At 45.1% G+C, this 25311-nt stretch carries 28 protein-coding genes and 1 pseudogene; 21 read left to right on the plus strand and 8 right to left on the minus strand.

All coding sequences use genetic code 11. The features are described 5' to 3' along the window. Positions 1–185: 185 nt before the first annotated feature. From OCV19_RS22350 to norW, 3 genes are all read left to right on the plus strand, one after another. Positions 186–842, plus strand: a complete 657-nt coding sequence (locus tag OCV19_RS22350) for an NAD(P)H-dependent oxidoreductase (protein WP_065676249.1) — start codon at positions 186–188, stop codon at positions 840–842. A 284-nt stretch (positions 843–1126) separates the two neighbouring features. Continuing rightward, on the plus strand, positions 1127–2626 hold the full coding sequence (gene norV, locus OCV19_RS22355; protein WP_065676250.1) for an anaerobic nitric oxide reductase flavorubredoxin: 1500 nt from the start codon (positions 1127–1129) through the stop codon (positions 2624–2626). A 1-nt stretch (position 2627) separates the two neighbouring features. Further along, a complete protein-coding gene (gene norW, locus OCV19_RS22360; protein WP_065676251.1) occupies positions 2628–3797 on the plus strand; it encodes an NADH:flavorubredoxin reductase NorW in 1170 nt (389 codons plus the stop codon). Between the two features lie 158 nt (positions 3798–3955). On the opposite strand, the pseudogene OCV19_RS22365 reads toward norW, so the two are convergent. From OCV19_RS22365 to OCV19_RS22375, 3 genes and pseudogenes are all read right to left on the minus strand, one after another. Continuing rightward, positions 3956–5262 (minus strand): annotated as a pseudogene (locus tag OCV19_RS22365) (IS4 family transposase). 160 nt (positions 5263–5422) lie between these two features. Continuing rightward, complete coding sequence (gltS, locus tag OCV19_RS22370) at positions 5423–6649, minus strand: sodium/glutamate symporter (protein WP_065676011.1); 1227 nt, start codon at positions 6647–6649, stop codon at positions 5423–5425. Between the two features lie 316 nt (positions 6650–6965). Further along, entirely contained in the window at positions 6966–7322 is a 357-nt protein-coding gene (locus OCV19_RS22375) for a YibL family ribosome-associated protein (RefSeq protein ID WP_017060971.1), read from the minus strand. A gap of 326 nt (positions 7323–7648) precedes the next feature. Here OCV19_RS22375 and OCV19_RS22380 point away from each other — a divergent pair, with 326 nt between their 5' ends. Further along, positions 7649–8446 carry a DUF4344 domain-containing metallopeptidase gene (locus OCV19_RS22380; protein ID WP_065676012.1) on the plus strand — a complete coding sequence of 266 codons (798 nt, stop codon included), beginning with the start codon at positions 7649–7651 and terminating at the stop codon, positions 8444–8446. A 107-nt stretch (positions 8447–8553) separates the two neighbouring features. Here OCV19_RS22380 and OCV19_RS22385 read toward each other — a convergent pair whose 3' ends face one another. Then, a complete protein-coding gene (locus OCV19_RS22385) occupies positions 8554–8940 on the minus strand; it encodes a tautomerase family protein (protein WP_017070218.1) in 387 nt (128 codons plus the stop codon). A gap of 252 nt (positions 8941–9192) precedes the next feature. Between OCV19_RS22385 and OCV19_RS22390 the strand changes: the two genes are divergently transcribed. The 16 genes from OCV19_RS22390 (at position 9193) to OCV19_RS22465 (ending at position 21826) form a co-directional block, all read left to right on the plus strand. Next, complete coding sequence (locus OCV19_RS22390) at positions 9193–9813, plus strand: LON peptidase substrate-binding domain-containing protein (RefSeq protein WP_065676013.1); 621 nt, start codon at positions 9193–9195, stop codon at positions 9811–9813. Between the two features lie 110 nt (positions 9814–9923). Continuing rightward, on the plus strand, positions 9924–10571 hold the full coding sequence (locus OCV19_RS22395) for a sigma-70 family RNA polymerase sigma factor (protein WP_065676014.1): 648 nt from the start codon (positions 9924–9926) through the stop codon (positions 10569–10571). After that, positions 10564–11244 (plus strand): ChrR family anti-sigma-E factor, encoded by a 681-nt coding sequence (locus OCV19_RS22400; protein ID WP_065676015.1) that lies wholly within the window; start codon positions 10564–10566, stop codon positions 11242–11244. Before OCV19_RS22395 ends, OCV19_RS22400 begins: the two co-directional genes overlap by 8 nt. 174 nt (positions 11245–11418) lie before the next feature. Then, positions 11419–12366 (plus strand): YbgA family protein, encoded by a 948-nt coding sequence (locus OCV19_RS22405; protein WP_017070215.1) that lies wholly within the window; start codon positions 11419–11421, stop codon positions 12364–12366. Next, positions 12363–13778 carry a deoxyribodipyrimidine photo-lyase gene (gene phrB / locus OCV19_RS22410; RefSeq protein WP_065676016.1) on the plus strand — a complete coding sequence of 472 codons (1416 nt, stop codon included), beginning with the start codon at positions 12363–12365 and terminating at the stop codon, positions 13776–13778. The genes OCV19_RS22405 and phrB overlap by 4 nt, the downstream gene beginning before the upstream one ends. Positions 13779–13792: 14 nt before the next feature. Further along, the gene (locus OCV19_RS22415) at positions 13793–14224 is read left to right on the plus strand and encodes a nuclear transport factor 2 family protein (protein ID WP_050632592.1); all 432 of its coding nucleotides are present in this window, start codon (positions 13793–13795) and stop codon (positions 14222–14224) included. Beyond that, the gene (locus OCV19_RS22420) at positions 14224–14955 is read left to right on the plus strand and encodes an SDR family NAD(P)-dependent oxidoreductase (protein WP_065676017.1); all 732 of its coding nucleotides are present in this window, start codon (positions 14224–14226) and stop codon (positions 14953–14955) included. The genes OCV19_RS22415 and OCV19_RS22420 overlap by 1 nt, the downstream gene beginning before the upstream one ends. Positions 14956–14957: 2 nt before the next feature. Further along, positions 14958–16229, plus strand: a complete 1272-nt coding sequence (locus OCV19_RS22425) for an NAD(P)/FAD-dependent oxidoreductase (RefSeq protein WP_065676018.1) — start codon at positions 14958–14960, stop codon at positions 16227–16229. Next, a complete protein-coding gene (locus tag OCV19_RS22430) occupies positions 16226–17032 on the plus strand; it encodes a DUF1365 domain-containing protein (RefSeq protein ID WP_065676019.1) in 807 nt (268 codons plus the stop codon). Before OCV19_RS22425 ends, OCV19_RS22430 begins: the two co-directional genes overlap by 4 nt. Before the next feature lie 105 nt (positions 17033–17137). Further along, a complete protein-coding gene (locus tag OCV19_RS22435) occupies positions 17138–18418 on the plus strand; it encodes an SAM-dependent methyltransferase (RefSeq protein ID WP_065676020.1) in 1281 nt (426 codons plus the stop codon). Next, positions 18396–18917 carry a DUF2878 domain-containing protein gene (locus tag OCV19_RS22440; RefSeq protein ID WP_065676021.1) on the plus strand — a complete coding sequence of 174 codons (522 nt, stop codon included), beginning with the start codon at positions 18396–18398 and terminating at the stop codon, positions 18915–18917. Before OCV19_RS22435 ends, OCV19_RS22440 begins: the two co-directional genes overlap by 23 nt. A gap of 3 nt (positions 18918–18920) precedes the next feature. Then, positions 18921–19496 (plus strand): chalcone isomerase family protein, encoded by a 576-nt coding sequence (locus OCV19_RS22445; RefSeq protein WP_065676022.1) that lies wholly within the window; start codon positions 18921–18923, stop codon positions 19494–19496. After that, the gene (locus OCV19_RS22450) at positions 19493–20035 is read left to right on the plus strand and encodes a DUF3833 domain-containing protein (RefSeq protein ID WP_065676023.1); all 543 of its coding nucleotides are present in this window, start codon (positions 19493–19495) and stop codon (positions 20033–20035) included. Before OCV19_RS22445 ends, OCV19_RS22450 begins: the two co-directional genes overlap by 4 nt. A 246-nt stretch (positions 20036–20281) precedes the next feature. Beyond that, complete coding sequence (locus OCV19_RS22455; protein WP_017061275.1) at positions 20282–20545, plus strand: hypothetical protein; 264 nt, start codon at positions 20282–20284, stop codon at positions 20543–20545. Positions 20546–20780: 235 nt separating this feature from the next. Next, complete coding sequence (locus tag OCV19_RS22460; protein WP_065676024.1) at positions 20781–21455, plus strand: SDR family NAD(P)-dependent oxidoreductase; 675 nt, start codon at positions 20781–20783, stop codon at positions 21453–21455. A gap of 131 nt (positions 21456–21586) precedes the next feature. Beyond that, positions 21587–21826: an RNA recognition motif domain-containing protein gene (locus OCV19_RS22465; RefSeq protein WP_017061273.1), complete on the plus strand. Its 240-nt coding sequence runs from the start codon at positions 21587–21589 to the stop codon at positions 21824–21826. Positions 21827–21970: 144 nt separating this feature from the next. Here the strand turns inward: OCV19_RS22465 and OCV19_RS22470 are convergent, their stop codons facing one another. From OCV19_RS22470 to OCV19_RS22485, 4 genes are all read right to left on the minus strand, one after another. Beyond that, entirely contained in the window at positions 21971–22315 is a 345-nt protein-coding gene (locus OCV19_RS22470; protein ID WP_065676025.1) for a ribosome recycling factor family protein, read from the minus strand. A 169-nt stretch (positions 22316–22484) separates the two neighbouring features. Further along, on the minus strand, positions 22485–22952 hold the full coding sequence (locus tag OCV19_RS22475; RefSeq protein ID WP_065676026.1) for an OsmC family protein: 468 nt from the start codon (positions 22950–22952) through the stop codon (positions 22485–22487). Between the two features lie 29 nt (positions 22953–22981). Further along, positions 22982–23374 (minus strand): GFA family protein, encoded by a 393-nt coding sequence (locus tag OCV19_RS22480; protein ID WP_065676027.1) that lies wholly within the window; start codon positions 23372–23374, stop codon positions 22982–22984. 113 nt (positions 23375–23487) lie between these two features. Next, positions 23488–24417 carry a LysR family transcriptional regulator gene (locus tag OCV19_RS22485; protein WP_065676028.1) on the minus strand — a complete coding sequence of 310 codons (930 nt, stop codon included), beginning with the start codon at positions 24415–24417 and terminating at the stop codon, positions 23488–23490. A 173-nt stretch (positions 24418–24590) separates the two neighbouring features. Here OCV19_RS22485 and OCV19_RS22490 point away from each other — a divergent pair, with 173 nt between their 5' ends. Next, entirely contained in the window at positions 24591–25274 is a 684-nt protein-coding gene (locus tag OCV19_RS22490) for an SDR family oxidoreductase (RefSeq protein ID WP_065676029.1), read from the plus strand. Positions 25275–25311: the final 37 nt, after the last annotated feature.

Genomic DNA, 25311 nt, shown 5'->3' on the forward strand with positions numbered 1-25311 from the left:
TTCTTCTATTATCTTACACCCATCGACTTGAGCTACCGCAGATACTCGATTTATTGGGGCATGTTCGATGACCATTTAGACGTTCAATCTATAGAGATTCGTTTAAATTCGTTATCCGTTTATTGTTGACGTGACTGAACATAAAACCCTACAACATTTATTATTGATAGATATTAGGATTCAACATGACTCATCCAATCATTACTGATCTAAACACTCGTTACACAGCTAAAAAATACGATGCAGAAAAACGCATCTCTGCGGAAGACATGGAAGTAATCAAAGAAGCACTTCGCTTGTCAGCTTCTTCTATCAACTCTCAGCCTTGGAAATTCATCATCATTGAGAGTGACGCAGCAAAACAACGCTTCCACAATACTTTCGAAAACATGTTCCAGTTTAACCAACCACATGCGAAAGAAGCGTCACACACGATCCTGTTTGCTCACGATCCTAAGTACACTAAAGAGAAATTCGCGAAGCGTGCTGATACAGAAGTAAGCTCTGGTCACCTACCAGCTGAAATGTACGAGCAATTCTTAGGTGCTTACGCATTCACAGAAATGAACACTGACGAAGCTGGTTTCAACGGCAACTGGACTAAGTCTCAAGTTTACATCGCACTAGGTAACACACTGCACACACTAGCTCGCCTAGGTATCGCTTCAACACCTATGGAAGGTGTAGACGCAGCTATGATCAGCGAAGAGTTTGCTGACGAACTAGAAGGTCACATTGTTGATGTAGCGCTAGCTATCGGCTACCACAAAGACGGCGAAGACTACAACTACGGCAAACCAAAAGCGCGCCTAGCTCTTGATGAAGTCATTACTACGCTGTAATAGACACTGATCTGTAATAGCTGACACAAACAAATCGCACTGCTTTATTTGGCCAGACGCTCGTCTGGCCTTTTTTGTATCTGTTATTTATCCAAGCAACTACCAACCATCAACCACTTAGTCATAAAGACACACTGTGTTTATTTTGATTACACAAACTACAATGTCATAAAGACACATCATGACGATTAAAAACCAAACAAACGACATAAAAACAAACACTTAAAAACATGGCATGACTAGTGCAATGAGAGCCTTAGATATTTCAATAAGGTATTATCATTATGACTATTCACGTTAAATCAAATGTTCATTGGGTCGGCGTCCACGATTGGGAAACCGAGCACTTCCACGGTAAGGAATACCACATGAACAAAGGTACGAGCTATAACTCATACCTGATCCGTGAAGAGAAGACAGTGCTTGTCGATACTGTCGATCATCGCTTTACTGAGCAATTCCTTGCAAACCTAGAGATGGAAATCGATATCAATGAGATCGACTACATCATTTGTCAGCACGCTGAAGAAGACCACTCAGGCGCGCTCTCTGCGCTGCTTGCTAAAATTCCGAACACGCCGGTTTATTGCACTGAAGCGGGTGTAAACTCCATTGTTGGTCACCACCACCAACCAGACTGGAATTTCAGAACCGTCAAAACCGGTGACACTCTTGATGTCGGTAACGGAAAGCAACTTATCTTCGTAGAGATGAAAATGCTGCACTGGCCAGACTCAATGGCGACTTACTTAACTGGAGATGAAATCCTGTTTAGTAACGACGCTTTCGGCCAACACTACTGCGACGAAAACCTATTCAATGACCAACTAGACCAAGTTGAGCTGCATGAACAATGTCTGCGTTACTTCTCGAACATCCTGACGCCGTTTGCGCCGCTGGTTAAAGCAAAGATTGAAGAAGTGCTGAGCTTAGGCGTGCCGATTGATGTCATTGCTACTTCTCACGGCTGTATTTGGCGTGACAACGCGACTCAAATCGTTGAGCAATATTACGAGTGGTCGAAAGCCTACAAAGAAGATCGTATCACGATTGTCTACGACACCATGTCCAACAACACTCGCATGATGGCTGACGCGATCGCAAAGGGTATCCGTAAAGGCAGCCCAGAAACGGCAATCAAGGTCTTCAATATTTCTAAGCACGACAAGAATGACATCCTTGCCAATATCTTCCGTTCAAAGGGTGTGCTTGTTGGGTCATCGACCATGAACAACGTGATGATGCCGCAAATCGCCGCGCTACTTGAAGAAATACACGGCCTGCGCTTTGCAGGAAAAAGAGCCGCAGCATTTGGATCTTCAGGTTGGACTGGCGGCGCAGTAAAGCGCATCGATGCTCGCTTACGTGAAGCCAACTTCGAGGTGAGCGCACCTCAGCACATCCACTGGAAACCAGATACAGACGCACTTCGTCAATGTATTGATTACGGGATGACACTGGCCGAGGTTTGGCGCACCGATGCGGACGAGGTTAGTGAGCCTAAACAAGTTGAGTGCAACGTTCAACGTATTGAATCAGCACCGACAAGCACCCCAACAGAGCTAAAAGACACGGCAGAGCAGAAGTCAGAAGAAGCGCAAGATAAGCCTGTACATAGCGCAGATTGCACTTGCTGGCGCTGTACTGTGTGTGAATGGGTGTACGACCCACAACTGGGTGAACCCTACCAAGGCGTTGAACCAGGAACACCATGGGCACAAGTGCCAGATGATTTCCTTTGCCCTGAATGCCATCTCGGTAAAGAAGTGTTTGTGGAGAAGTAACATGTCGAACATTGTGATTGTGGGCGGTGGTTTCGCCGCCCTACAAACCATAAAGATGGTACGTAAAATTGACCAAGATGTCGCGATTACCATGATCACGGCAGATGCAGGGGTTGAGTACAGTAAGCCGAATCTTTCACACGCATTCAGCCAGGCTCAAACACCACAGTCGTTAGCCGTTAATAACGCTCAGCAATTGGCTGAGCAGTACAACGTAGTCATCAAAACCAAGGCTTTCGTCAGTGAAATCGATACCAAGCAGCAGTGTGTTCATGTTGACGGGCAAATTATCCACTATTCGAAGTTGGTATTAGCAACGGGGGCTACACCTTTCATACCACCAGCGGAAGGGCTTAAACGCAGCGCGACCATTACGTTAAATAGCTTGGAAGAGTTCGAGAAACACAAAGCTCAGATCGATGAAGCTCAACGTATCACTGTGATTGGTGGAGGCTTGATTGGGGTAGAGCTCGCATTCGACCTTCAAGCTGCGGGCAAAGATGTCACGATTATCGAACCCGCAAGTTATCTATTGAACAGCCTTGTGCCGCCTTTCGTTTCACTTGAGTTGGAAAGGGAGCTGGCAAAAGCAGGGGTTACCGTCGAAACCGACTCTGCGATTTTTCGAGCGACTTACCTCCACGATGGAGTCAGGCTACAAACTACCGCCTCTCGATTAATACGAGCAGATATCGTGATTGCCGCAGCAGGATTAAGGCCAAATACGGCTTTAGCCACGCAAGCGGGAATAGACGTCAACAGAGGCATTGTGGTCGATGACACCCTGAAAACCAGTGCCAACAATGTGTATGCGATTGGTGATTGCGCTGAAATTGAAGGGCGTGTTATGGCTTATCTGCAGCCAGCAATCTTGTCGGCAAACGTGTTGGCGAAGCAGTTGACTATGGATAAAGGCGACATCAAAGTGGGCGAAGCAAAGCTCAGCTTGCCTCATATGATCACCAAGGTGAAAACACCGAGTTACCCGATTCAGCTGGCAGGGCGCGATATTCACACAGCTCAGAGCTGGGAAACTCGATTCGATCCCAAAGGTATTGTCGCCAAAGGCTTCAATGAAGATAACCAGTTGGTTGGATTCATTGTCACGGGAGAGCACATCAAGGCTGCATTTCCTTTATTAAAGGAGTTGCAAATCAGTTCACCATCATAAGTACAAAGGTGTAAAAGCAGTCGACTCATTACATATGTTCGGCTGTGTTCAACGCAAAAATGCACATCAAATTCGGGAAAATTTGATGCTTATACTAGAGCAACTCGAGTATAAGCAAGCAATAAAAAAGCCAGTCAACAGACTGTAATGCCGTTCACTTAAGAGTGAACGGCATTTTTGTTCTTAGCATACCGTTGTGGTCTGGGTTTAACTGTTCTAGGGAATGTCCTTTCCCTTCGCCCTTCAAGTATTAAGCTTTCAGCCATGTTGTGGAACCCCTTTAGCTGACGAGGTATTGCGCCTGGTGTTGAGTAAGGTAAGCCTACAAGTAACGCAGATACATGAGCTAATGTGCCGTTAAAACTGAGTTGATAAGGAAGGTAATTTCCCTTTAGATTGAAGCAGAGCTCGACCATCTGGTATCGGATTAAATTGTAAGTAAGCAAGATGCCCCATAACTCCTGCTTTACCAGTTCTGGTAAACGACTTCGCAGCGTGAGACGATTTCCAAGCATGTATTGTTTCTGCTCTCGGTAGCCTAGCTCAATTTCCCAACGATGTTCATAAAGGCCTGCAATATCTTTTGATGGGTAACGCAGGAGTCCGTCATGGAGGTTAATACTTGGTAGTCTTTTCCTTTAATTTTACGAGTGACAAGTCGAGCGGTTATCGACTTTGGTAAATCAGGCCATAGCTTTCTAGCCCTTGGGTTACTGTGTAATTGAACCAGTTTGTCATTTCGCCCTAAAGATTGAACAATGTCATATTGTGTATTTTTCTTGAGGGGGATAAGCCAATGACGCTCTGAGCCAGAGTCTTGCCATTTATGTAATAAGCCTAAAGAATAGAACCCCTTATCGAACATTGTCACGCTATGGTTTGGTGTTGTTTCTATCAGTTTTTCAGCTAATATCATTTCGTTTGTATTGTAATTATCAAAGGCACTGGCCGTAATAATGTGACTGCTTAGTTCCATTTGGCAGACCATTCTCACTTGCGGATATTGCGTCCCTTTTTGTCGAGAAAATGCCTTTTCATTTTGCGGGTTATCGGGCGTTCGCCAAACAACGCCATCGACGCCAAGAAGCGTTAATCCATTCCACTGGGGTAACTTTGCACTTTTTAACCATGACGTAGTCATTCGCTCAAAGACCGCTTTAATTGCGTCTTCACCCAACGTCTTTCGACGTTGAGTTAACGCACTTGGTGCGACAAAAGCTTTACCTGTACGGTCGACAATATCAAGTTGGTTCACTAAATCTTTCATGGATTTACTGTTATAGATAGCCATTCCAACAAGCAGCCACACCATGGATTCTAAAGTTAATTTCCTCTTTCTCATCGTGACGGTATCAGTAAGAGAATAAGCTTCGTCGATGAGGTCAATTGGAAGCAAGTCAGACAAAGTTTCAACGTTGCTAGGTTTCCAATCATTAATTATGTTTAGAGCTTGAGAAACATCCATAAAAAAATCCAAGTGCATTAAATACACTTGGATTTTGACAGCTCTGAAGGATCGTTCAACCGATCACTTTGGCTTTAACTGATCGGCATTAGTCAACAGACTGGCTTTCTTGTGTTCATCTTAGTGCGATGAGCTCATCGCGTTTAAGCAAAGGCGAACATTAACCGATAAACGAGATGTAACCTTGAAGGATAATCAGGTTAACGATATCGATAAAGAAGGCACCAACAATTGGCACCACCATGAAGGCTTGTGGCGATGGACCAAAACGGTTCACCAAAGAGCCCATGTTCATTACCGCTGTTGGTGTTGCACCTAGGCCGAAACCACAGTGACCACCTGCCATAACCGCTGCGTCGTAGTTAGAACCCATTACTTTAAACGTCACAAAGTAAGAGAAAATACCCAGTACAACCGCCTGAACCGCAAGGATAACCAAGAACGGAATCGCAAGGTCAAAGATGTTCCAAAGCTTAAGGCTCATTAGCGCCATTGCTAGGAACAGTGACAATGACACCGTACCAAGAATATCGACCGTTTCGCTGTCAGTCTTATGCAGCTTAGTCACTTCAAACACGTTAGTGATGAACACACCGATAAACAACGCGTAAACGAAGTCAGGAATCATCAACCAAGAAATTTCAAAAGTCGCCACCCACTGCTCTAGGTACTTCGCACCCGTGATACAGATAAGAAGGATGAACAACACTTCAATCACCTTCTTCGCCGTCACTTTGTCTTCTTCATACTCGTTGTAAGTAACAAGTTCAGGGAAGCGTTCATGCGTTTGCGTGCCAGTGCCGTACTCAGATTCAAGCTGGTTTTTATCAATCAGCTTTTGCGCCACTGGGCTACCGATAATACCACCGATGATCAAACCAAAGGTCGCTGAAGCCATCGCGATTTCTAGCGTATTGGCAATGCCAAACGTGTCTGCAAAAGTTTGAGACCAAGCCGCGCCTGTGCCGTGACCGCCCGAAAGGGTAATAGAGCCAGCAATCAAACCCATCAAGGGTTCAAGGCCTAGTGCCGTAGCTAAGGTTACACCTACACCGTTTTGAATAATGATGTAAACCGATGCTACCCCTAAGAATAGGAATACCTTAGCACCACCTTTTACCAGCTGCGTGTAGTTCGCCGCAAGACCGACCGTTGCAAAGAACATCAACATAAACGTGTTCTGCAGGGGCAAAGAAAACTCAAGATCAAGGCCGTTAAAGTGCAGGGCTGTAATAGCAAAAGCGACAATCAAGCCGCCGACAATGGGCTCTGGAATGTTGTACTTTTTGAGAATCGGAAGCTTTGCATTGACGAAATGACCTAGAAACAAAACACTAATCGCGATTAGGAAGGATTCTAATGGTCCAATTGAAATTAATTGATTCATATAACCTCTATTTTTTTACGTTCTCATCTTCCCTAATGAGTCTAGTTTTATCTGTAATTATTTGTGCTGCTCTACCTATATTTATACAAACTGGAGAGAAAGTGTGGATTCGAAAAGCGAACACATTACTGCGATCGCTTAGTGCCATGTTAGTAGCACGTTAACTTTTATAGGAGATAAAAGGATTTGTGACAACAATCACCTCCTAAAAGTTGAAAGCGGCGTGAGTATCTATGCCGCTGACTCTGCTTTCTTAATACCTAAAAAAGCAAAAAGGAGCTATTTCTAGCTCCTCTTTCATCACCATCGCTGGTAATTAGAATTTTTTCGGTGCGTAACCAGTCATAACCTCAATGCGAAGTTCTTTACCGATCTTCGTCATTGGGTGAACAATTACGAGTCCTTTAACAGACTTTTTGAGTTTACCCATATCCGCTTGCTCAGCCTTGGTGATCTCACGGCTAAATGGCATATCAACCAGAGACTTACGCTCTTGGTTCACATCGTAGCTTTCTTTGTGTTTGAGCTGGGCAATTTTCTTAGTTAGCTTCTTAATCTCTTCCTCGAACTGACGAACAACAGGACGATCATTACGAGTTTTAGCAGCATCTAACTTGTGGCGACACTTGTCTAGACGGTTGTTAATTTGTTGAAGTTCGTTTTTAACACTCATAATAATTTCCTAAGATTAAACAAGCCAATTCGGATTGGGGCGCGGAGTATAGCACAAGGGTTCTGTTGAACCGAAATTTATCTGTTAATTACCAACAGAAACGAATCACATCGACACCGCTCATTCAGCCCACCGATTCTTTGTGGCGAATCTCTAAGCGGATTATTCATTGATAGGATAGCGCCTACTTCAAAAATTGCAGTCCTCGATGCATCAAAATTCCGTCTAAACTTATACTCTAACGCAATAACTAAATCAGGGTACACAGCTTGGAGTTGTTACCCCCAGCACGACTCTGATTCACCACGTAATCACAAGGATAGCCGATGACATTATTGAAACGAACATTGACCTGCAGCCTAGCCTTAAGTGCAATGTTTGCCACAACTTATGCATCTAGTGAACAAACCACCCAAAGTAACCTGCTCGTCGAGTACTCTACACCGCAAAATACAGAAGAAGAACAGCTCAAACGAGAGATTCAAAGTAGTGGCGTTAATGACACCGTGGTCGACCTATCAAACCAACTCTTCATGTTTGAGAAGCCATTAACCATTCAATATGGCGGGGAAGAAGGACCACTCTACGATCCACAAAACCATCAAGTGCTGGTCCCTTATAGCTTTTACGCTGAGTCACTCAATTACTTTGAGAAGAACCAATACGAAAAAGAGTATGGAAAATCTGCGCAAACCGGCGCTATTGATACTTTGCTGCACACCCTGCTGCACGAAGCTGGGCATGCGTATATCGAAGACCAGAACATTGCCATATTGGGTAAAGAAGAAGATGCAGTTGATAACCTAGCGACGGTGCTACTGCTTAACTATGTAGAGCATGGGGCCGACGCTGCTATCAGCGCTGCAGACATGTTCGCTTTCGAGTCCGAAGACCGCCCGGAGTATTACGACTTGGGGGAATACATCGACGAGCACAGTTTCGACCTGCAGCGTTACTTCTCCACGTTATGCTTGGTGTATGGCAGCGATCCTGATGCCTATAAAAACTTGCTCGATGAAGTGGAAAACGACTATTTGAAAGACAGAAAAGAGTTCTGCGTTGAGCACTTTGATGTGATCAATGAAAATTGGCACCAGTATTTAAAAGAGAGTGACGATGCTTAAATGCTTAAAAGTTAGTGTCGAGAACGAGACAAAACGGCTTTGGTATCAAATTCCAAAGCCGTCACTCGATAGGTAAGCTTACGTATTAAGAGTTAAGAGCTTAAACCCTAGACCTTCACTTTATACTTCAGATCTTGAGCTTCATCGCCGGTCATGCCTCGAAATCCCCAACAGTGCGATGGCTGCTCCTTAATGGTGATTTCAATATCAATTGGAGAGATAGCTAACTGCTTCTCTATCTCAGAAAATATCTTCTTGATTAGACGCTTTTTGGTGTTTACCGCTCGACCTTCCATCATATTTATCTCAATGACGGTATAGGCTTCTGTTCTTCCTTCTGGGTAAAAGAAGTCATCTCGTTCCAATGGCACAAATCGATGTGCTCGCTTGTCATCAGGTAAACCCATTTCACTGTTCAAGCACTGCTGCAACACATTAGAGAGCTGCAACTTAATTGGATTTAAGCACTCTTTGATACCATAAATAACAATCATGACCATTCCTTTGATGCGATGTTAGGTATAGAAGAACGTCAGATAGAAGCATCATCTGGCGACTACCCATTCGCTTACTATTTGTACATATATTACCTAATGACGCGTATGAGAAAAGGTAAAAACAATGAATTTATGAACAGGTGCAACAAAATACTTATCCCTTTGCCAACATAAGCCGAAGCGAATTGATCGAACACCACCCTCCCCGCGTATATCTTCTCAAATCACATTTGAACTAAGGAGTGCTATGTGCCGAATTCACCTAGGAAGACCACGCGGACAGACACCGAACCAGAAACACCCGTAGAGTCTTCTCTAAAGCTTGCTGTGTTTCCTCTCCCTATCTTTCTTTTACCGGGAGGCAGGCAAAGACTGCGCATTTTTGAGCCAAAGTATCTCGCGATGGTTGCTCACGCAGCGCAGGGCGATGGTTTCATTATCGCCACTCAAGACAACACTAACTCTGATCATCTCAGTTCTTGGGGAACAAAGGTGACCATCGTAGACTTCAATATGTCGGAAGACCAAATATTAGAAATTGATGTTGAAGGCGAAAAGTTGGTGCAATTGCATGGGTCGTTTCGAGACGATGATGACCTGATTAAAAGTAAGTTCAGCTCGTTGCCACACTGGCCAGCCCATGAATATAAAGTGCCTAACGTGTTTACAGCGTTTTTGGTTCAGCTATTTCGCGACCACGATTCGATAAGAACCCTTTACCCCACCCCTGATTTCGAAAGCCCGCAATGGATCTGTGCGCGATTGCTCGAAATGATGCCTATCCCATTGGAAAAGAAAACAGAATTTACTGAACCAGCCAGCTTTCCGTCTCTAGTTCCTTTTTTGAATCAAATCATTACGGGGCAATAAGCACCTTTCTCCACTATAATTTTGTATAGTAGAAATTAATTTAAATTAAAGTGATCCCGACTTTCTCCTTTCACGTAGTGCCTATCAAATTCGCATGATGGTTAGTTACTATGCAAGTGGAAAGCAGAAGTTCAGGGAACGGCAAGGAGCATGTCATTATTCCCGATAACAAAGTACCTACAGACAACAAAGTACCGACAGAGCTATCGAGCTGGTTGATGTTGGTTGGTACAGACCGAGACAAGCAGGCGTTCACCTATTTGTTCAAGTTCTTCGCTCCTAAGATTAAGCGTTTTGGTATTAGTAAGTTGGGTGGCGAAGCGGCTGCAAACGAGCTAGTTCAAGACACGATGACTAATGTTTGGAAGAAAGCTCATCTTTACAATGTAGACAAAGGCGCAGCGACCACTTGGGTTTACACCGTTATGCGTAATGCAGCGTTCGATATGTTGCGCAAAGTGAAAGCGAAAGCCGAACAAACGACAGCCGACGATATTTGGCCAATCGATGCGATGGTAGCCGAGTCTCAAAGCGAAGATTTGCCATTCGGTGATCATTTGATGAGCCGACACGTAATGACTCAAATAGAAAAGTTGCCTCTCGCTCAGAAAACTATCGTCAAAGGCGTTTACTTTCAAGAGCTCTCTCAAGAGCAACTCGCTCAGCAACTTGGCGTCCCACTTGGAACGGTGAAATCACGTCTGAGACTCGCTTTAGCCAAATTAAAAGTTCACATGGGGGAACAAGACCATGATTAAACATCACCCAAACGCGGCAATATTGAAAGACTTCGTCGATGGCATGTTGGCTGATTCTGTTTCTTTGATTGTTTCTAGCCATGTAGAACTGTGCGAACACTGCCAACAACAAGTTAAGCAGCTGACCGCCGAAGCGGCAAATGTTGCATTTGACGCAGAGCCAGTATTCTCAAATGAAGATCTAGACAGCTTCTCAATAGACGACATGGACTTCGATTGTGACGCGATAGATCAAATCACAGCCGATGCTTCTCAGTCAGTTGAGGTCATTCCAGAGGTTCAGAAAGTAACTGTCGCTGACACGACATTCACAATCCCTCGCGCCCTTAACTCAGTAGCGAGAAAGGACTGGATGAACCTAGGCAAAATTTCTCGAGCAAGACTCGATTTTGCTGACGAAGCACACCACACCAGCTTGTTGCACATAGACAAAGATGGACAAGTGCCTTGCCACACCCACAAAGGCTTCGAGATCACGCTTCTTCTAGAAGGTAGTTTCGAAGACGAAATGGGTGTTTACAACAAAGGTGACTTCATCTGGTTGGATGGCAATCACACTCATCAACCGGCAACAAAAGAAGGTTGTGTCTGTTTAACCGTTTCAAGTGATGCGCTTTACTTCACAAAAGGTGTGAGCCAACTATTCAATCCACTTGGAAAATATATCTATTAACCCAGTTGCAGGCTATAAATATACAGGATGGCATGAAGCTATCCTGTATATCGTCAATACATCTGAATAAAAACAACTACGGTGTCAAAGTAAAAACACACCCAGCTCTGTAAGTACGATTAGCAATGTTGAACTATAAGAAAAAGCTCAGAGCAAGAGCAAAGGAGTTGGCCAATGGAAAAGAAAATCAAAATCGGTATCAGTGCATGTGTTGCTGGACACAAAGTACGTTTCGACACAGGTCATAAACGCTCTCGTTTTTGTACAGACGACCTAGCAGACTACGTGGAATTAGAACCTGTTTGCCCAGAGATGGCTGTTGGCCTTCCAACCCCTCGTCCAACCATTCGTCAGACAAGAATGCTAGATGACATCATCCATGTTTCTCGCCCTGATGGCTCAGGTGATGTGACCAACGAACTGATCGAGTTCGGTCAAAACTACTCAAAGAAAAACCAACACATTGCTGGCTTTATTGTGTGTCAAAAAAGCCCAACCTGCGGTATGGAGCGCGTGAAGGTGTACCACCACCATGGTCGCGGCTCTGAATCGACTGGCGTAGGCATGTTCACCCAACAAATTATGGACGGTAACCCGTTACTCCCCGTTGAAGAAAACGGCCGCCTTAACGATCCCATTTTGCGTGAAAACTTCATGACTCGAGTATTCACATACCAAAAATGGCTCGATCTTGTGGATGAAGGTGTGACCAAACACAAATTGATTCAGTTCCATAGCGCCCACAAGTACCTCGTCATGTGTCACCACGTTGAGGGTTACAAAAGCTTAGGCAAACTGCTAGCGGGTAATGACTTAGAAATCGACGAATTGGCGGCTCAATACATCGAGGGCTTGATGACAGCATTGTCACATCACGCGAATCGAGGCAGTCACGCCAATACGCTGCATCATTTGCAGGGTTACTTTAAGAAACAACTGAGTAGCGCCCACAAACAAGAGTTGACCAACCAAATTGCAGCTTTTCGAGAAGGTGTTATCCCACTGTTAGTGCCGCTGACACTGATCAATCACTACCTGATGGAATACCCGAACGAATACCTAGAATCACAGGTTTACCTAAACCCGCACCCTCAAGAACTTAAACTGAGATACGGATATTGAGTGACATACTATGGATACGACGAGACCTGCGGATTCACGATAACCCAGCGCTCGTCTCGGCAGTTGAAAACGGCGTAACAATCGCCGTTTTCATTTCAACTCCTCAAACGTGGCAGCAGCACCACCTTGCGCCAATCAAAGCTGATTTCATCTATCGTCATCTAAAACAACTCGATTCCCAGCTCGCTGAATTCGGGATAACGTTGCTTCACTTGAAAGCGACCGATTTTGACGACCAATCCAAACAGCTCATCGATTTGTGCCAGCAGCTTGATGCCAAGTGCGTCTACGCTAACTCTGAACCAGAGGTCGATGAACAAGCTCGCGATAGAAAGCTGATTTCAAGTGGCCTAAACCTCAAGATCAGCGATTGTGACGTTATGCTGCCACTCGGTAGCGTTCTCAACAAACAAGGCGAGATGTTCAAAGTCTTTACGCCCTTTAAGAACGCTTGGTTAAAAGAAGTTCAGGTGAAAGGCATCATCTGCAGTCCAGCTCCTGTCGTGCCGACTGAACGTTCACAAACACAGCTTCCTGACGACTTACAAGCCTTAACCATCTCCGCTGACTATGATTTCGATTTTCCGCGTGTTGATTCGAGTCGCTGGCCATTAAGCCAAGATGTATTGGGCAGTGTGATCCCCAATTTCTTAGAGAATAAAGTCAACGACTACGCACGTCTGAGAGATATTCCCTCAGTTAAAGGAACATCGGGGCTATCACCTTATTTAGCAATTGGCGCAGTGAGCCCACGTTGGTTAGCGATTCAATTGATTCAGCAACAACCCGATCTGTTATTTGATACGCAATTACCGGCCTTTTGTTGGCTCAACGAATTGATTTGGCGAGATTTTTATAAGCATTTGATGTTCCACCATCCTAAACTGGTTAAAGGCGCTAACTTTCAGCAAAAATACAATGGTTTAGATTGGTATCACGATCATCCTAGCTTTAAAGCTTGGTGCGAAGGAAAAACAGGATATCCATTGGTTGATGCAGCAATGCGTCAACTGGTTGAAACGGGCTGGATGCACAACAGGCTAAGAATGGTGGTGGCAAGCTTCCTAACCAAGCACCTGCTTATTGACTGGCGTTGGGGCGAACGTTTCTTTATGTCACACCTTATCGACGGTGACTTTAGTGCCAACAATGGTGGTTGGCAGTGGGCTTCAAGTACGGGCTGTGATGCGCAACCTTACTTCCGAATTTTCAATCCAATCACCCAGAGTGAAAAGTTTGATCCAAAAGGAATTTTTATTCGTAAGTACATACCAGAGCTGCAAAATATTCCAGATAAGCATGTGCATTTCCCACATGAATTTATCGCTAAAAACGGAATAGACAGCGAATACTGGCAACCCATCGTAGAGCATAAAGAAGCACGATTGAGAGCCTTAGCCTTCTTCAAATAATTAGAGTGAATATTATGGATAACTCTCTATGGCTTGATAACTTTCTCAACATGTATCAAGAACTCGGAACCGACAATTTCGACGTGCTTAAGACGGTTTATCACCCTGATATTGAATTCCAAGATCCGCTGCATCATGTCAGCGGTATTTCGGCGCTTACGCACTACTTCGAGAACCTCTACACCCAAGTAACCAGCTGTTACTTTCATATCGAACACACTTTCGAAGCGAACGACGAAGCTTCTGTTTACTGGACGATGCAATTCGCTCACAAGCAATTAAATGGGCAAAAGCCAATAGAAGTACAAGGACACAGCCACCTCAAGATGCTCGACGGTCAAGTGATTTACCACAGAGACTACCTCGACGTCGGTTCTATGTTGTATGAACACATTCCAGTACTGGGCTGCGCGATAAAATCCATCAAAAAGAGAGCGAGTCGATAATGCGTATTATGATTACAGGCGCGACCTCAGGTATCGGCCAATCCCTAGCTAAAGATTACGCTCAGCAAGGGCATCAGGTGATTGCTTGTGGCCGCAATCCAGACAAACTGCAAGCCTTAGTTGATTCTCACGATACAGACATCACGCATTCATCAATTACACCGCTCTGTTTCGATCTGACTGATTACCACAACTTTCCAGAACTCGACCAAGACAAGCCGCTCGACCTGCTGATTTTAAATGCGGGTGATTGTGAGTACATCGACGACCCAGTGAACTTTGATGCCGAGCTATTCGAGCGCGTCATCAATATAAACCTAATTTCAATTGGTTACGCTCTTAAAGCTTGGTTAAAAAACATCAAGCCCGGCGGTCGTTTGGTTTTAGTCAGCTCCAGCGCCAGCTTTTTACCTTTGCCAAGAGCCGAGGCTTATGGCGCTTCAAAGGCAGCCCTCACCTACTTAGGCAGAACACTTTCGGTTGATCTGGCAACGCACAACATTCATGTCTCAATTGTGCACCCTGGCTTTGTTGAAACGCCATTAACCGAGCGAAATACGTTCTCTATGCCTATGATTATTAGTAGTGAGGCCGCAACTCAGCGAATCGTAAATGGTATCGCTCAAGGAAAGAGTGAAATCGATTTCCCAAGACGATTCATCATGTTGATGAAGCTACTAAGAATGCTTCCAACTCCAGTTTGGCAAAAACTCGCTTCAAGGATGGTATAACAATGAAGAAAATCGCCATTATTGGTTCAGGTATCTCTGGACTCACTTGCGCGCATATATTAGACAAGCACCACGACGTAACAGTATTCGAAAAGAACGATTACGTTGGTGGCCACACCGCTACCGTTGATATTGAACATCAAGGCTCGGCGTTTTCGATAGATACAGGTTTCATCGTATTCAACGATCGAACCTACCCGAATTTCAATCAGCTTCTAGAACAACTCGGTGTCGAAAGGCAACCTACCGAGATGAGCTTCAGCGTCCACAACACCACTACCAAGTTTGAATACAACGGCCACAGCATTAATTCGTTATTCGCGCAGAGAAGTAACATCTTCAAACCTCAGTTCTGGTCTTTAGTGTCTGACATTCTCAAGTTCAACAAACTGTGTAAGGCTCAGTTTGAAAGCAATGAATTCACACCAGACGTTACCCTCGGCAGCTTCCTACGTGATAATCAATTTTCCGACTTTTTCAGTCAGCACTATATTCTACCGATGGGCGCGGCTATTTGGTCGACAAGCTTGGAAGAGATGGAAGAGTTTGAGCTGAAGTTCTTCATCCAGTTTTTCTACAACCACGGATTGCTCGATATCGCGAACCGTCCTCAGTGGTATGTGATTCCAAAAGGATCGCGTTCTTATGTTGAAATCATCCTTTCACGCTTAAACAAACCCGTTGCACTCAATACATCGATTAAACAAGTGACTCGCCAAGAAACGGGAATCACGATTGAATTTGAAGATGGCAGCACACAAAGTTTCGACGAAGTGATCTTTGCTTGTCACTCGGACCAAGCCTTACGTCTGCTTGGTGATGCAACAGAACAAGAGCAACAGGTACTGGGCGAGATCCCATACAGCCGCAATGAAGTCGTTCTGCACACCGATACTCGATTGTTACCAGATCGAAAACTGGCTTGGGCAAGCTGGAACTACATGTTGGATGGCGATAGTAAACGACCTGCTTGTGTCACGTATAACATGAACATTCTGCAAGGCATCGAAAGCCAAGACACCTTCTGTGTCACCTTGAATCAAAGCGAAGCCATCGACCCAGAAAAAATTATTCGCAGCTTTGTTTATCATCACCCGGTACTTAACTCGAACACAGTAGAGGCTCAGCACAAGCGCGAACAGATCTGTGGCAAAAACCAGACGCACTTTGCCGGCGCGTACTGGTACAACGGGTTCCACGAAGACGGTGTCCACAGTGCACTCGATGTGACCAAACGCTTTGGTCTAGATTTGAGTACGAGTTCAGCGCTATGAAGAGTCAAACCCTGACACCCGAGATGGGGATCGCATCCGAAAAGAGTGAAGAGCTCAGCGGTATCTATTGGGGTAACGTCAGACATCGCCGCTTTGGCGACATCACCCATGAGTTTAGTTATCAGCTGTATATGATGGGGTTAGATCTTGATGAGCTACCCCAAACCACAGCGCGTAGTGCGCTGTTCGGAACTCGATGGTACAACCCGATTCGCTTTGTCCAATCGGATTATCTCGCTGAAAAAAAAGAAAATGTCACCACGGATGAACCAAAATCACTTAAGCAACGTATAGCTTCCAAAGTGCAACAACTTGGTGGGGTTTGGTCTGATTCAAACCGTGTGACTATGCTGGCTCAGTGCCGCTGTTTAGGCATCTACTTCAGCCCAATCAACTGTTTCTTCTGTTATGACGAGACTGGAGATTGTAAGTACATGTTGGCTGAGGTGAGTAACACGCCTTGGCGAGAAAGACACTACTATCTGATCAACATGCACCAAGAGTTAAAGGTAAAAAAAGAGTTTCACGTTTCGCCGTTCATGGATCTGAACATGACTTATTTTTGGAAGATTAAGCCACCAGCGAAACGCACGTTAGTTCACATCGAAAGCCGCCGAGACGACAAGCTTTTCGATGCGACACTGGCTCTGACGAAACAGTCAGTAACCAAGACAAACATTAGACGAACGGTATTCAAGATTCCGGCGATGACGATAAAAGTCGTGATGGGAATTTATTATCAGGCTCTCAAATTATTCCTGAAAAAAGTACCGTTTGTGGCGCATCCAGACTCAACGTCTTAAGCGCTTAAAACAGAAATCGATTCTAGCTTGGGTTCGCTCCAGCCGAGGAGCAGAACTCAGCTTAGTTGGCACAAAATATTAGAATGAGTTATCAGCGAGGTTTACATGGAACAGCTTGCCAAACAAAACAACAATATTGAACAACAAGCTAAAGCCGTTGCTGTTTCAAGCAACTGTAAATATCGAGCTTTAATCTTCAAGGTTTTAGAAAGCCTACAATTCGCGACGCTTGAGATCATTGAGCGCGACCAGCATTCAGTATTTGGTGATCGAGAAGCCGAACTGAAAGGTCGAATCGTGATTCATGATGCGACCTTTTTTAGAGATGTCGTTATCAACGGCAGCATTGGGGCATCTGAAGCCTATATCGATGGCAAATGGACCAGTCCAAATCTGACGCGTGTGATTCAAATCATGGCTCGTAACCAAGCCCAATTGGATGAACTTGATGACAAGACACAGTGGATTTCTCGCATCAAAAACCTCTTGCTGCGTCGTAAGAATGCCAACACCGAACAAGGCTCCAAGCGCAACATTCTCGCCCACTACGATATTGGCAACGAGCTGTATGAGCGCTTCTTAGATAGCTCGATGCAGTACTCTTCCGCTATCTACAGCGAAGACGCAGAAACCTTGTCGAAGGCTCAACAAAACAAAATGAAAACCATCTGTGAGCGACTAGAACTGTCTGAGAAAGATAGCGTGGTCGAGATAGGCACAGGCTGGGGCGGCTTAGCCATCTTTATGGCGCAGCATTACGGTTGTCATGTCACCACAACCACAATATCAGATGCACAACATGCACTTGCTGAACAGAGAGTAAAAGCACTTGGTTTAACCGACAAAATTACTCTACTCAAAGAGGATTATCGCAATCTCACTGGTGAGTACGACAAGTTGGTCTCTATCGAGATGATAGAAGCGGTCGGCCATGAGTATCTACAAACATTCTTTGAAAAATGTTCATCGCTACTTAAGCCCTCAGGCAAGATGCTGATTCAAGCAATTACTATTGCCGACAGCCGTTATGATAAATACCGTAAAGGCGTCGACTTTATTCAGAAGTACATCTTCCCCGGTGGTTGTTTACCTTCGGTTGCCGTGATGACTCAACATCTCGCGACCAGCACCGACCTTGTCGTCCAAGAAATTGATGACATTGGCCTTCACTACGCTCGCACACTCAATGACTGGAACGTCGCCTTTGAAAACAGCTGGGAAGAGCTCGAATCATTAGGCTATTCAGAAGAGTTTAAACGCCTTTGGGTCTTCTACTTCTGTTACTGCGAAGGGGCATTCCTAGAGCGCGTGATCAGTACTCATCACCTTGTCGCAAGAAAACCTCGTTACTTTGGAGCAAAAGATGAAACGGTTTTGGATTATTAATCTCGTTCTGTTTCAAGCGACCTGGGTTTGCAGCGCCTTCTTTACCGCGCAAGCCCCGTTCGTCACGCCATTGATCGTGGTGGTTCACTTCCTTCTCTCTCCAACTCGCAGTAGCGACTTAAAAATACTCATCTTATTACCATTGGGGCTATTGCTTGATAGCCTCATGCTCCACTTCGGTATTTTTGCCGTCGACTCTGAAATTGCTAATCAATCTTGGTTTCCAGTTTGGCTCATTTGCCTGTGGATCATGTTCTTAATCAGTTTCAATCACAGCCTGAATTGGCTTTTAAAATGCTCAAAAGTGATCTTGTTTGTCATAGGGTTCGTAGCAGGTACTAGTAGTTATTGGGGAGGCATCAAAGCAGGTGCCCTTCTTACTACTTGGCCAGATGCATCGGTGCTAGCTGCCCTTGCAATAAGTTGGGGGATTTTGTTGCCCTTACTGGTGGCCGCCTACTCCAACTTAATACAACGTAAAATGGCAATAACGAGGTGACTTATGGCTTATCCACGCAACCCGACACAAACGTTCAAACCTGAGCGCGGTATTGTTCGCCCTCATCAGCAAGCAAAAAACACACTTCTAAGCTTTATTACTCTCTCGTTAATTTTTGCTACGCTCTTATTTACCGGAAGCGTTAAAGCCTCTGCTGTCGATGATTTAAACAAACGTGGTGAGGGTGAAATGAGTTACCTGTTCTGGACTCTCTACTCCGCAGAATTCTACGCGACTCCAACCAACTCTGAACGAGCTTTGAAGCTTGAGTATTACCGCTCTATCGATAGCAAAGACCTCGTAGACGCGACCGAAGATCAGTGGAACAAGCTTGGCTACTCTAACAGCAACATTCAACGTTGGTTGAAACCCTTATACGCGATGTGGCCGAACGTGGAAGAAGGAAGCACACTCACGATTCGTGTCGCTGAAGATAACGTGAGTCGCTTTTATTTCGATGAACAACCGATCGGCATCATTCAAGACAAGCAATTTGGTGAAGCCTTTCTAGCTATTTGGTTATCTGAAAACACCTCTGAACCCGGTCTTCGTAAACAACTTTTAGGTTTGAACAAATGAATCCAAAAACAACAATAATAAAATTCGCTCTGGCATTTCTTTCACTCACTTGGCTAGTGGGCTGTGGTTCTGCAAGTTTAGAAGACCATGTCGACACTACGCCAGAGCTCAAGCTTGAAACCTTTTTTAATGGCGAGCTAATGGCCTACGGCATGGTGCTCGACCGCTCTGGTAACTTACTGCGCCGCTTTGATGCCAAGCTCATCGCTACTTGGGACGGAGACAACGGAGAAATCAAAGAGTGGTTCTCCTTTGCTGATGGTGAGCGTTCAACCCGCGTTTGGAACCTCATCAAAACCGGTGACAACACCTACACAGGCACCGCCAACGATGTCGTAGGCACGGCATATGGAGAGACCCAAGGTTCTGCGCTGTATTGGAAATATGATCTAGAAATTGAAGTAGACGGCAGCACCTATGAAGTGGTGCTCGATGATTGGATGTTCTTAATGGACGATAAACGCTTGTTCAACAAGACTGAGATGTCCAAGTTTGGCTTTAAAGTCGGAGAAGTCATCTTATACATCGAGAAGATTTGATTTAACTACCGTTTCTGATTCTTAGTTTCAAACCGATGACTACATCTACAGTACGTAACAAAACAGCCCACAACGAAAATTGTGGGCTGTTTTGTTTAATCCCTCGAATAGCATACCTGCATGCTCAAGCCACTGTGCTAAGATGCGCCACCAGCATACAAATGGACTAGACTCATACTCAGCTGTCCCTATTTGTTTCGCTAAGCGTAGATTCCCTACCATGAATAATTGAAAAGGCTTTAAAGCATGAGCAAGTTGACCTCAGCGGAGCGTAAAGCTCGCGACAATGAACGTTTCTCACAACGCGTAAACGACCGCAGAGAAAAAGGTGAAGACGTAGTTGCTTACGCACTGACCAACAAAAAAGCTGTAAAATTCCTGACTAAGTCAGAGAAAAAACGTTTCAACGAAACGAGAGCGACTCTGCAAGAAGAGAAGCGAGTGAAAGAACAAGAAGAACTTAACCGAATCGAAGACGCGTTCACGATCAAACAGTTCGACGACGAATAATCACTTATGATTACTCAAAAGCGCTGGCACTATGCCGGCGCTTTTACTTGTTAGTTCTATTGCTTTTTAGCGGTTATATTTCTCACCAACCCCGTCGATTCTTAACGGCTTTCCCCACGCTCTTATTTCAGCCCAACCTATCAACTAAGCTATCGATCAACTTTAGCCATAGATCTCAGAAAATCTTAGCCTAGCCCCTTACTATCTCGAATCAACTCTACAAACTTAAGACAGTATGATTTTAATTACCGGATCAAGCAGCGGTTTAGGGGCAGCGCTCGCGAAGCAATATGCTAACGCCGCAACCAACGCTCAGCGTGTAGCCATTACAGGTCGCAACGCACAACGTTTAGCCGAAGTAGCGCAAGGCCTACCTGCGAATACCATTAGCCAAGCGTGTGATCTCTGTGACCCGCACTCAGTGAGTGAGTTATTGGATGCGTTACCTGAAATGCCTAAGCTGGTGATCCACAGCGCTGGCAGTGGCTACTTCGGTAAGATAGAACAGCAAGACCCAGCCACCATCAGCGACATGCTGAAAAACAATATTGAGTCTTCGATCTTTTTGATTCGCGAGCTTGTGCAGCGCTACAAAGATCAATCGGTCACCATTGCTGTGGTGATGTCGACGGCGGCACAAGGTGCTAAAGCGGAAGAGTCCACCTACTGCGCGGCAAAATGGGCCGTGAAAGGCTTTATCGAATCGGTAAGGTTGGAGCTAAAAGGTCACCCGATGAAAATCGTGGCGGTTTATCCTGGAGGAATGGCGACCGAGTTTTGGAATACAAGCGGTAAAGACATGGATACCTCGAGCTTTATGACCGCGCAAGAAGCCGCTCAGATGTTGCAGCAGGCGTTAACCAGCACCGAGCATGGATTCGTATCAGATATCACGATAAACCGCGGCTAGCAGGTAAACAGCTCGCTTAATCGGTAAATAGAGCGACGCGTTACCAAAGAAATGATTAGAGTAATTATTTGTGAGGGTGAGCATGAAAGTGTGCGACAATGCTCGGCGTAAATTCATATTCAAGGTTTATTATGAAACTTCTAGTTCGTAACCTATCGCGCTCTACCTCTGAGCAAGACATCCGTGTGCTATTTTCTGAGTTTGGCTCAGTAAAAGAGTGCAGCCTAGTTTTAGACCAAGAAACTGGCGACTCAAAAGGCTTTGCTTTTGTTGAAATGCCAGAGCAAGAAGAAGCTAAAGCGGCACTAAACAAGCTGAACTTGTCAAAGCTTGGCAAAAACACGATTCGTGTAAAAGTAGCGAACTCTTAATCGAGTCAATGCTTCATAAGCCGGATGGCTTAGCTTAACAGCAGCACAGATGATAAAGCCCGTAACGATATGACGTTTTCCAGCGCAATATCGTTACGGGCTTTTTGCTGCTCGCAATTCTCTTTTCACACGCTTCGAATACGCCTACAGACCTTCATGTTCATCAATAGCACGTCTTGCTTCGGCCATTGAACATCCAGATTCCATCACCAGCTGGGCCACAGTCATTGAAGGTGTAGCGGCCAACAGGGATGCCAAACACACCACGGGTTTAGGCAGCACTTTGTCGATTGCAATTGCTATCCAACCGTCTTTTTCATGGGTTAACATCGTTTTAAATTCAACGAGTTGATGCTCTTGAGCGACCAACATCCAATTACGCGAACGACGAACTCGTTTCAACTGACATCCACATTCCGCAGCATTCGCCATCACTTGGCTTTTATCACTCACACGATGTACAAAACTATTCAATGGGACGCTAAACATAACTCTCTGCTAATCAATCTATTCCTACCATTCAAAAGCTCTCTACCTATCTCTCAGAACTTTCTAACTGTCACTCAATTAAAACCGTACGTAGGATTACACAGACACAAAAAAACCGCCAGTGATGCACTAAGCAACCTCGCGGTTTTTCGATGTTAACGTGTGTGGTTTACGCTTTAGTTTCTACCACAATGTCCGTTTTTACCGAGTTCGCGATAAAGCAGTTTTTGTGCGCCAAGTGGTGCAGTTTGTCGAGCTGCTTGTCGGTGGGCTTTTTGGTACCTAAAAACACAATCTTAGGGCGCAGTGTCACCTTAGTAACAGACGAGCGGCCAGATTCATCTTCTTCCAGCACACCGACGGCATCATCAACATACGAGTCGATCACGTACTTCTGCTTTGCAGCTATGCCCAAAAACGTCAGCATATGGCAACTAGAAAGTGCCGCGATAAACGCTTCTTCTGGGTCGACATTCGCTTCCACCGACAACGGTAGTGGCACAACATGTGGGGAGGACGAAGCAGGCACAGTGACACCACCATCGAACTCCCACGTATGGCCGCGACTGTATTGATTGTCGCTGAAGGCTTCATCTTCTGCTTTTTTCCAGCGAATGATCGCTCCGTATTCAGACATAGTTCCTTCCCTTTTTAATGCTCAATAAATTAACGATCAGCTGGATGATTAACACCATCATTGGTCACCACATCACCAATATCAAAAGGGTTCACCCCTTCCAAACAGCCGATGTTAAAACCGTATTCGTTTGGGCTAGAACGGCGTTGATGATGGGTATAGATGCCACAGTTGGAGCAGAAGTAATGCTTCGCGGTATTGGTATTGAATTGATAAAGCTTGAGATACTCTGCACCTTTGAGGATCTTGATGCCATCCAGCGCAACAGAGCCCACAATCGCTCCCCTGCGACGACAGATAGAACAATCACAGCGGCGTGGCTTTTCTATCCCGTTAGGTAAGCTGAGCTCTAGTTCAACCGCACCGCAATGGCAGGTTGCCTTGTGAAAAGGTTGGATAACCGTATCTCCGACGACTTTCATTTTTATCTCCAATCACATCCTTATGTTGGTCGTATCATAACCAGTTCAATACTCTCTGTCCGTAGTCGGGTGTTGAGTTCGAGATATCTATCATGCGCTGCTTCTCGGCTAATCTAACTAGACTTTTCAACCAAATTGCCAAAGCGTTCAAACAGAAAATCAAGAAACAACCGGATACGCTTAGGCTGATACTTCTTGCTGATGTACACCACATTCAAATCGGCACTCGACACCGACATCGCGGTGTTGAAGTTCTTCATGTAGCCATTGAGCAGCGTCACAAGGCGCTGGTTGTTGATGTCATCTTGCACATCCAGTACCGATTTAAGTGCAATGCCCTCGCCTTTTAATGCCCAGTAGCGAATCACTTCGCCATCGTCTGAGAATCGCTTTGGAACAACGGTAATCGACTTCTTCATATCATGATCTTGGAAGTGCCATGTCTTGAGCTCTTCATTACTGCGCAGCATGGCTAAACAATCGTGATCAACCAAATCTTGTGGTGTTAACGGTGTTCCATGCTTGGCAAGATATTCAGGAGAAGCACACAGCACACGTCGGCTTGGCGACAAGCGTCTGGATATCAAATTGCTGTCGACCAATTCACCATAACGGACCACGATGTCCATGCCAGATTCAGCAATGTTCGAGAGGTTATCGTTCAAGTAGAGGTAAGGGATCACGTCGGGATATTGCTGACAGAACTCAGAGAGAATAGGAAGAATGTACTGTTTTCCGATGTCTTTCGGCGCGGCGATTTTGAGTGGACCTTTGACCTCTTTGACACCATTTTGGATCAGGTTTTCGGCCTCACTGACATTATCTAATATCTCCAGACACGCCTTGTGATACAACTCGCCAGAGTCGGTCAAAGACACATGGCGCGTGCTTCGATTCAACAACTTCACACCATATCGTTCTTCCAGCGCTTGAAGCCTTGCTGTCATTGTCGCAGGTGATAAACCTAGTTCACGCCCCGCCGCCGCTAACCCGTGATGCTTAACAATACTGACGAACATCGCCATATCTGAAAACTTATCCATACGATTCTCGCTTCCGCCTCTTCGTCTTACTTCTCGATCTTAATGCTCGATCTCAACACTTAGCCACATTATTCAGATTATCCGAATAATGAATTTATATTTTAGCCAATTATCAAATTTAGTCGAATACATATAATGACAAACATCAACAGAACAACGCAGGAATTCAGAGCATGACTAACGAATCGACTAATCAAGAGCAACGCACTTTCGTCATCATTGGTGGCACATCCGGCATCGGTAAAGCACTCGCGATGAAATTGAGAAACGAAAACAACACAGTGCACGTCGCTAGCCGACATACAGGCCTTGATATCAGCAATGAAAAGTCAATTTGTGAATACTTCGAATCGATTGGCGTATTTGACCACTTAATCGTAACGGCTGGCTCATCCGCTCCCGCAGGAAAAGTAACAGACGTCGCAACCGCGGACGCTAAGACAGCTTTTGACACTAAGTTTTGGGGCAGCTTAAACGTAGCAAAACATGCCGCACGCTACATGACGCCAAACGGCTCTATCACGTTCACGACAGGCATGTTGTCTCGCAAAGTAGTGGCTGGCACTTACGTAAAAACCGCCATCAATGCCGCACTAGAAAGCGTGACTAAAATACTGGCGAAAGAGCTATCACCCATTCGAGTTAATGCCGTTAGCCCGGGTTTAACCATGACGGAAGCCTACAAAAACATGGACGATTCCGCTCGTACAAGCATGTACGACAACGCCAAAAATAATCTACCCGCAGGCAAGGTTGGGGAAGCTTCAGAGATCGCCATGGGTTACCTGTTCGCGATTAATAACCCATACGTAACTGGGTCAATCATCGACATCGATGGCGGCGCTCTACTCGGCTAACACCTCGCAAAGACACAAAGAACAATGGTTAGGGCGT

It is taken from the genome of Vibrio celticus (assembly GCF_024347335.1).
GTDB classification, from domain to species: domain Bacteria; phylum Pseudomonadota; class Gammaproteobacteria; order Enterobacterales; family Vibrionaceae; genus Vibrio; species Vibrio celticus.

What these genes read in the sequence shown, in the direction of transcription:
- OCV19_RS22350 (WP_065676249.1), top strand. Translation starts at nt 186, where the DNA reads ATGACTCATCCAATCATTACTGATCTAAACACTCGTTACACAGCTAAA.
- OCV19_RS22450 (WP_065676023.1), top strand. Translation starts at nt 19,493, where the DNA reads ATGAATCCAAAAACAACAATAATAAAATTCGCTCTGGCATTTCTTTCA.
- OCV19_RS22375 (WP_017060971.1), bottom strand. Translation starts at nt 7,322, where the DNA reads ATGAGTGTTAAAAACGAACTTCAACAAATTAACAACCGTCTAGACAAG.
- OCV19_RS22465 (WP_017061273.1), top strand. Translation starts at nt 21,587, where the DNA reads ATGAAACTTCTAGTTCGTAACCTATCGCGCTCTACCTCTGAGCAAGAC.
- norW (WP_065676251.1), top strand. Translation starts at nt 2,628, where the DNA reads ATGTCGAACATTGTGATTGTGGGCGGTGGTTTCGCCGCCCTACAAACC.
- OCV19_RS22445 (WP_065676022.1), top strand. Translation starts at nt 18,921, where the DNA reads ATGGCTTATCCACGCAACCCGACACAAACGTTCAAACCTGAGCGCGGT.
- OCV19_RS22440 (WP_065676021.1), top strand. Translation starts at nt 18,396, where the DNA reads ATGAAACGGTTTTGGATTATTAATCTCGTTCTGTTTCAAGCGACCTGG.
- OCV19_RS22435 (WP_065676020.1), top strand. Translation starts at nt 17,138, where the DNA reads ATGGAACAGCTTGCCAAACAAAACAACAATATTGAACAACAAGCTAAA.
- OCV19_RS22475 (WP_065676026.1), bottom strand. Translation starts at nt 22,952, where the DNA reads ATGTCTGAATACGGAGCGATCATTCGCTGGAAAAAAGCAGAAGATGAA.
- OCV19_RS22460 (WP_065676024.1), top strand. Translation starts at nt 20,781, where the DNA reads ATGATTTTAATTACCGGATCAAGCAGCGGTTTAGGGGCAGCGCTCGCG.
- OCV19_RS22405 (WP_017070215.1), top strand. Translation starts at nt 11,419, where the DNA reads ATGGAAAAGAAAATCAAAATCGGTATCAGTGCATGTGTTGCTGGACAC.
- OCV19_RS22385 (WP_017070218.1), bottom strand. Translation starts at nt 8,940, where the DNA reads ATGATTGTTATTTATGGTATCAAAGAGTGCTTAAATCCAATTAAGTTG.
- OCV19_RS22400 (WP_065676015.1), top strand. Translation starts at nt 10,564, where the DNA reads ATGATTAAACATCACCCAAACGCGGCAATATTGAAAGACTTCGTCGAT.
- OCV19_RS22395 (WP_065676014.1), top strand. Translation starts at nt 9,924, where the DNA reads ATGCAAGTGGAAAGCAGAAGTTCAGGGAACGGCAAGGAGCATGTCATT.
- OCV19_RS22480 (WP_065676027.1), bottom strand. Translation starts at nt 23,374, where the DNA reads ATGAAAGTCGTCGGAGATACGGTTATCCAACCTTTTCACAAGGCAACC.
- OCV19_RS22430 (WP_065676019.1), top strand. Translation starts at nt 16,226, where the DNA reads ATGAAGAGTCAAACCCTGACACCCGAGATGGGGATCGCATCCGAAAAG.
- OCV19_RS22380 (WP_065676012.1), top strand. Translation starts at nt 7,649, where the DNA reads ATGACATTATTGAAACGAACATTGACCTGCAGCCTAGCCTTAAGTGCA.
- OCV19_RS22490 (WP_065676029.1), top strand. Translation starts at nt 24,591, where the DNA reads ATGACTAACGAATCGACTAATCAAGAGCAACGCACTTTCGTCATCATT.
- OCV19_RS22420 (WP_065676017.1), top strand. Translation starts at nt 14,224, where the DNA reads ATGCGTATTATGATTACAGGCGCGACCTCAGGTATCGGCCAATCCCTA.
- OCV19_RS22455 (WP_017061275.1), top strand. Translation starts at nt 20,282, where the DNA reads ATGAGCAAGTTGACCTCAGCGGAGCGTAAAGCTCGCGACAATGAACGT.
- gltS (WP_065676011.1), bottom strand. Translation starts at nt 6,649, where the DNA reads ATGAATCAATTAATTTCAATTGGACCATTAGAATCCTTCCTAATCGCG.
- OCV19_RS22485 (WP_065676028.1), bottom strand. Translation starts at nt 24,417, where the DNA reads ATGGATAAGTTTTCAGATATGGCGATGTTCGTCAGTATTGTTAAGCAT.
- OCV19_RS22425 (WP_065676018.1), top strand. Translation starts at nt 14,958, where the DNA reads ATGAAGAAAATCGCCATTATTGGTTCAGGTATCTCTGGACTCACTTGC.
- OCV19_RS22470 (WP_065676025.1), bottom strand. Translation starts at nt 22,315, where the DNA reads ATGTTTAGCGTCCCATTGAATAGTTTTGTACATCGTGTGAGTGATAAA.
- OCV19_RS22415 (WP_050632592.1), top strand. Translation starts at nt 13,793, where the DNA reads ATGGATAACTCTCTATGGCTTGATAACTTTCTCAACATGTATCAAGAA.
- norV (WP_065676250.1), top strand. Translation starts at nt 1,127, where the DNA reads ATGACTATTCACGTTAAATCAAATGTTCATTGGGTCGGCGTCCACGAT.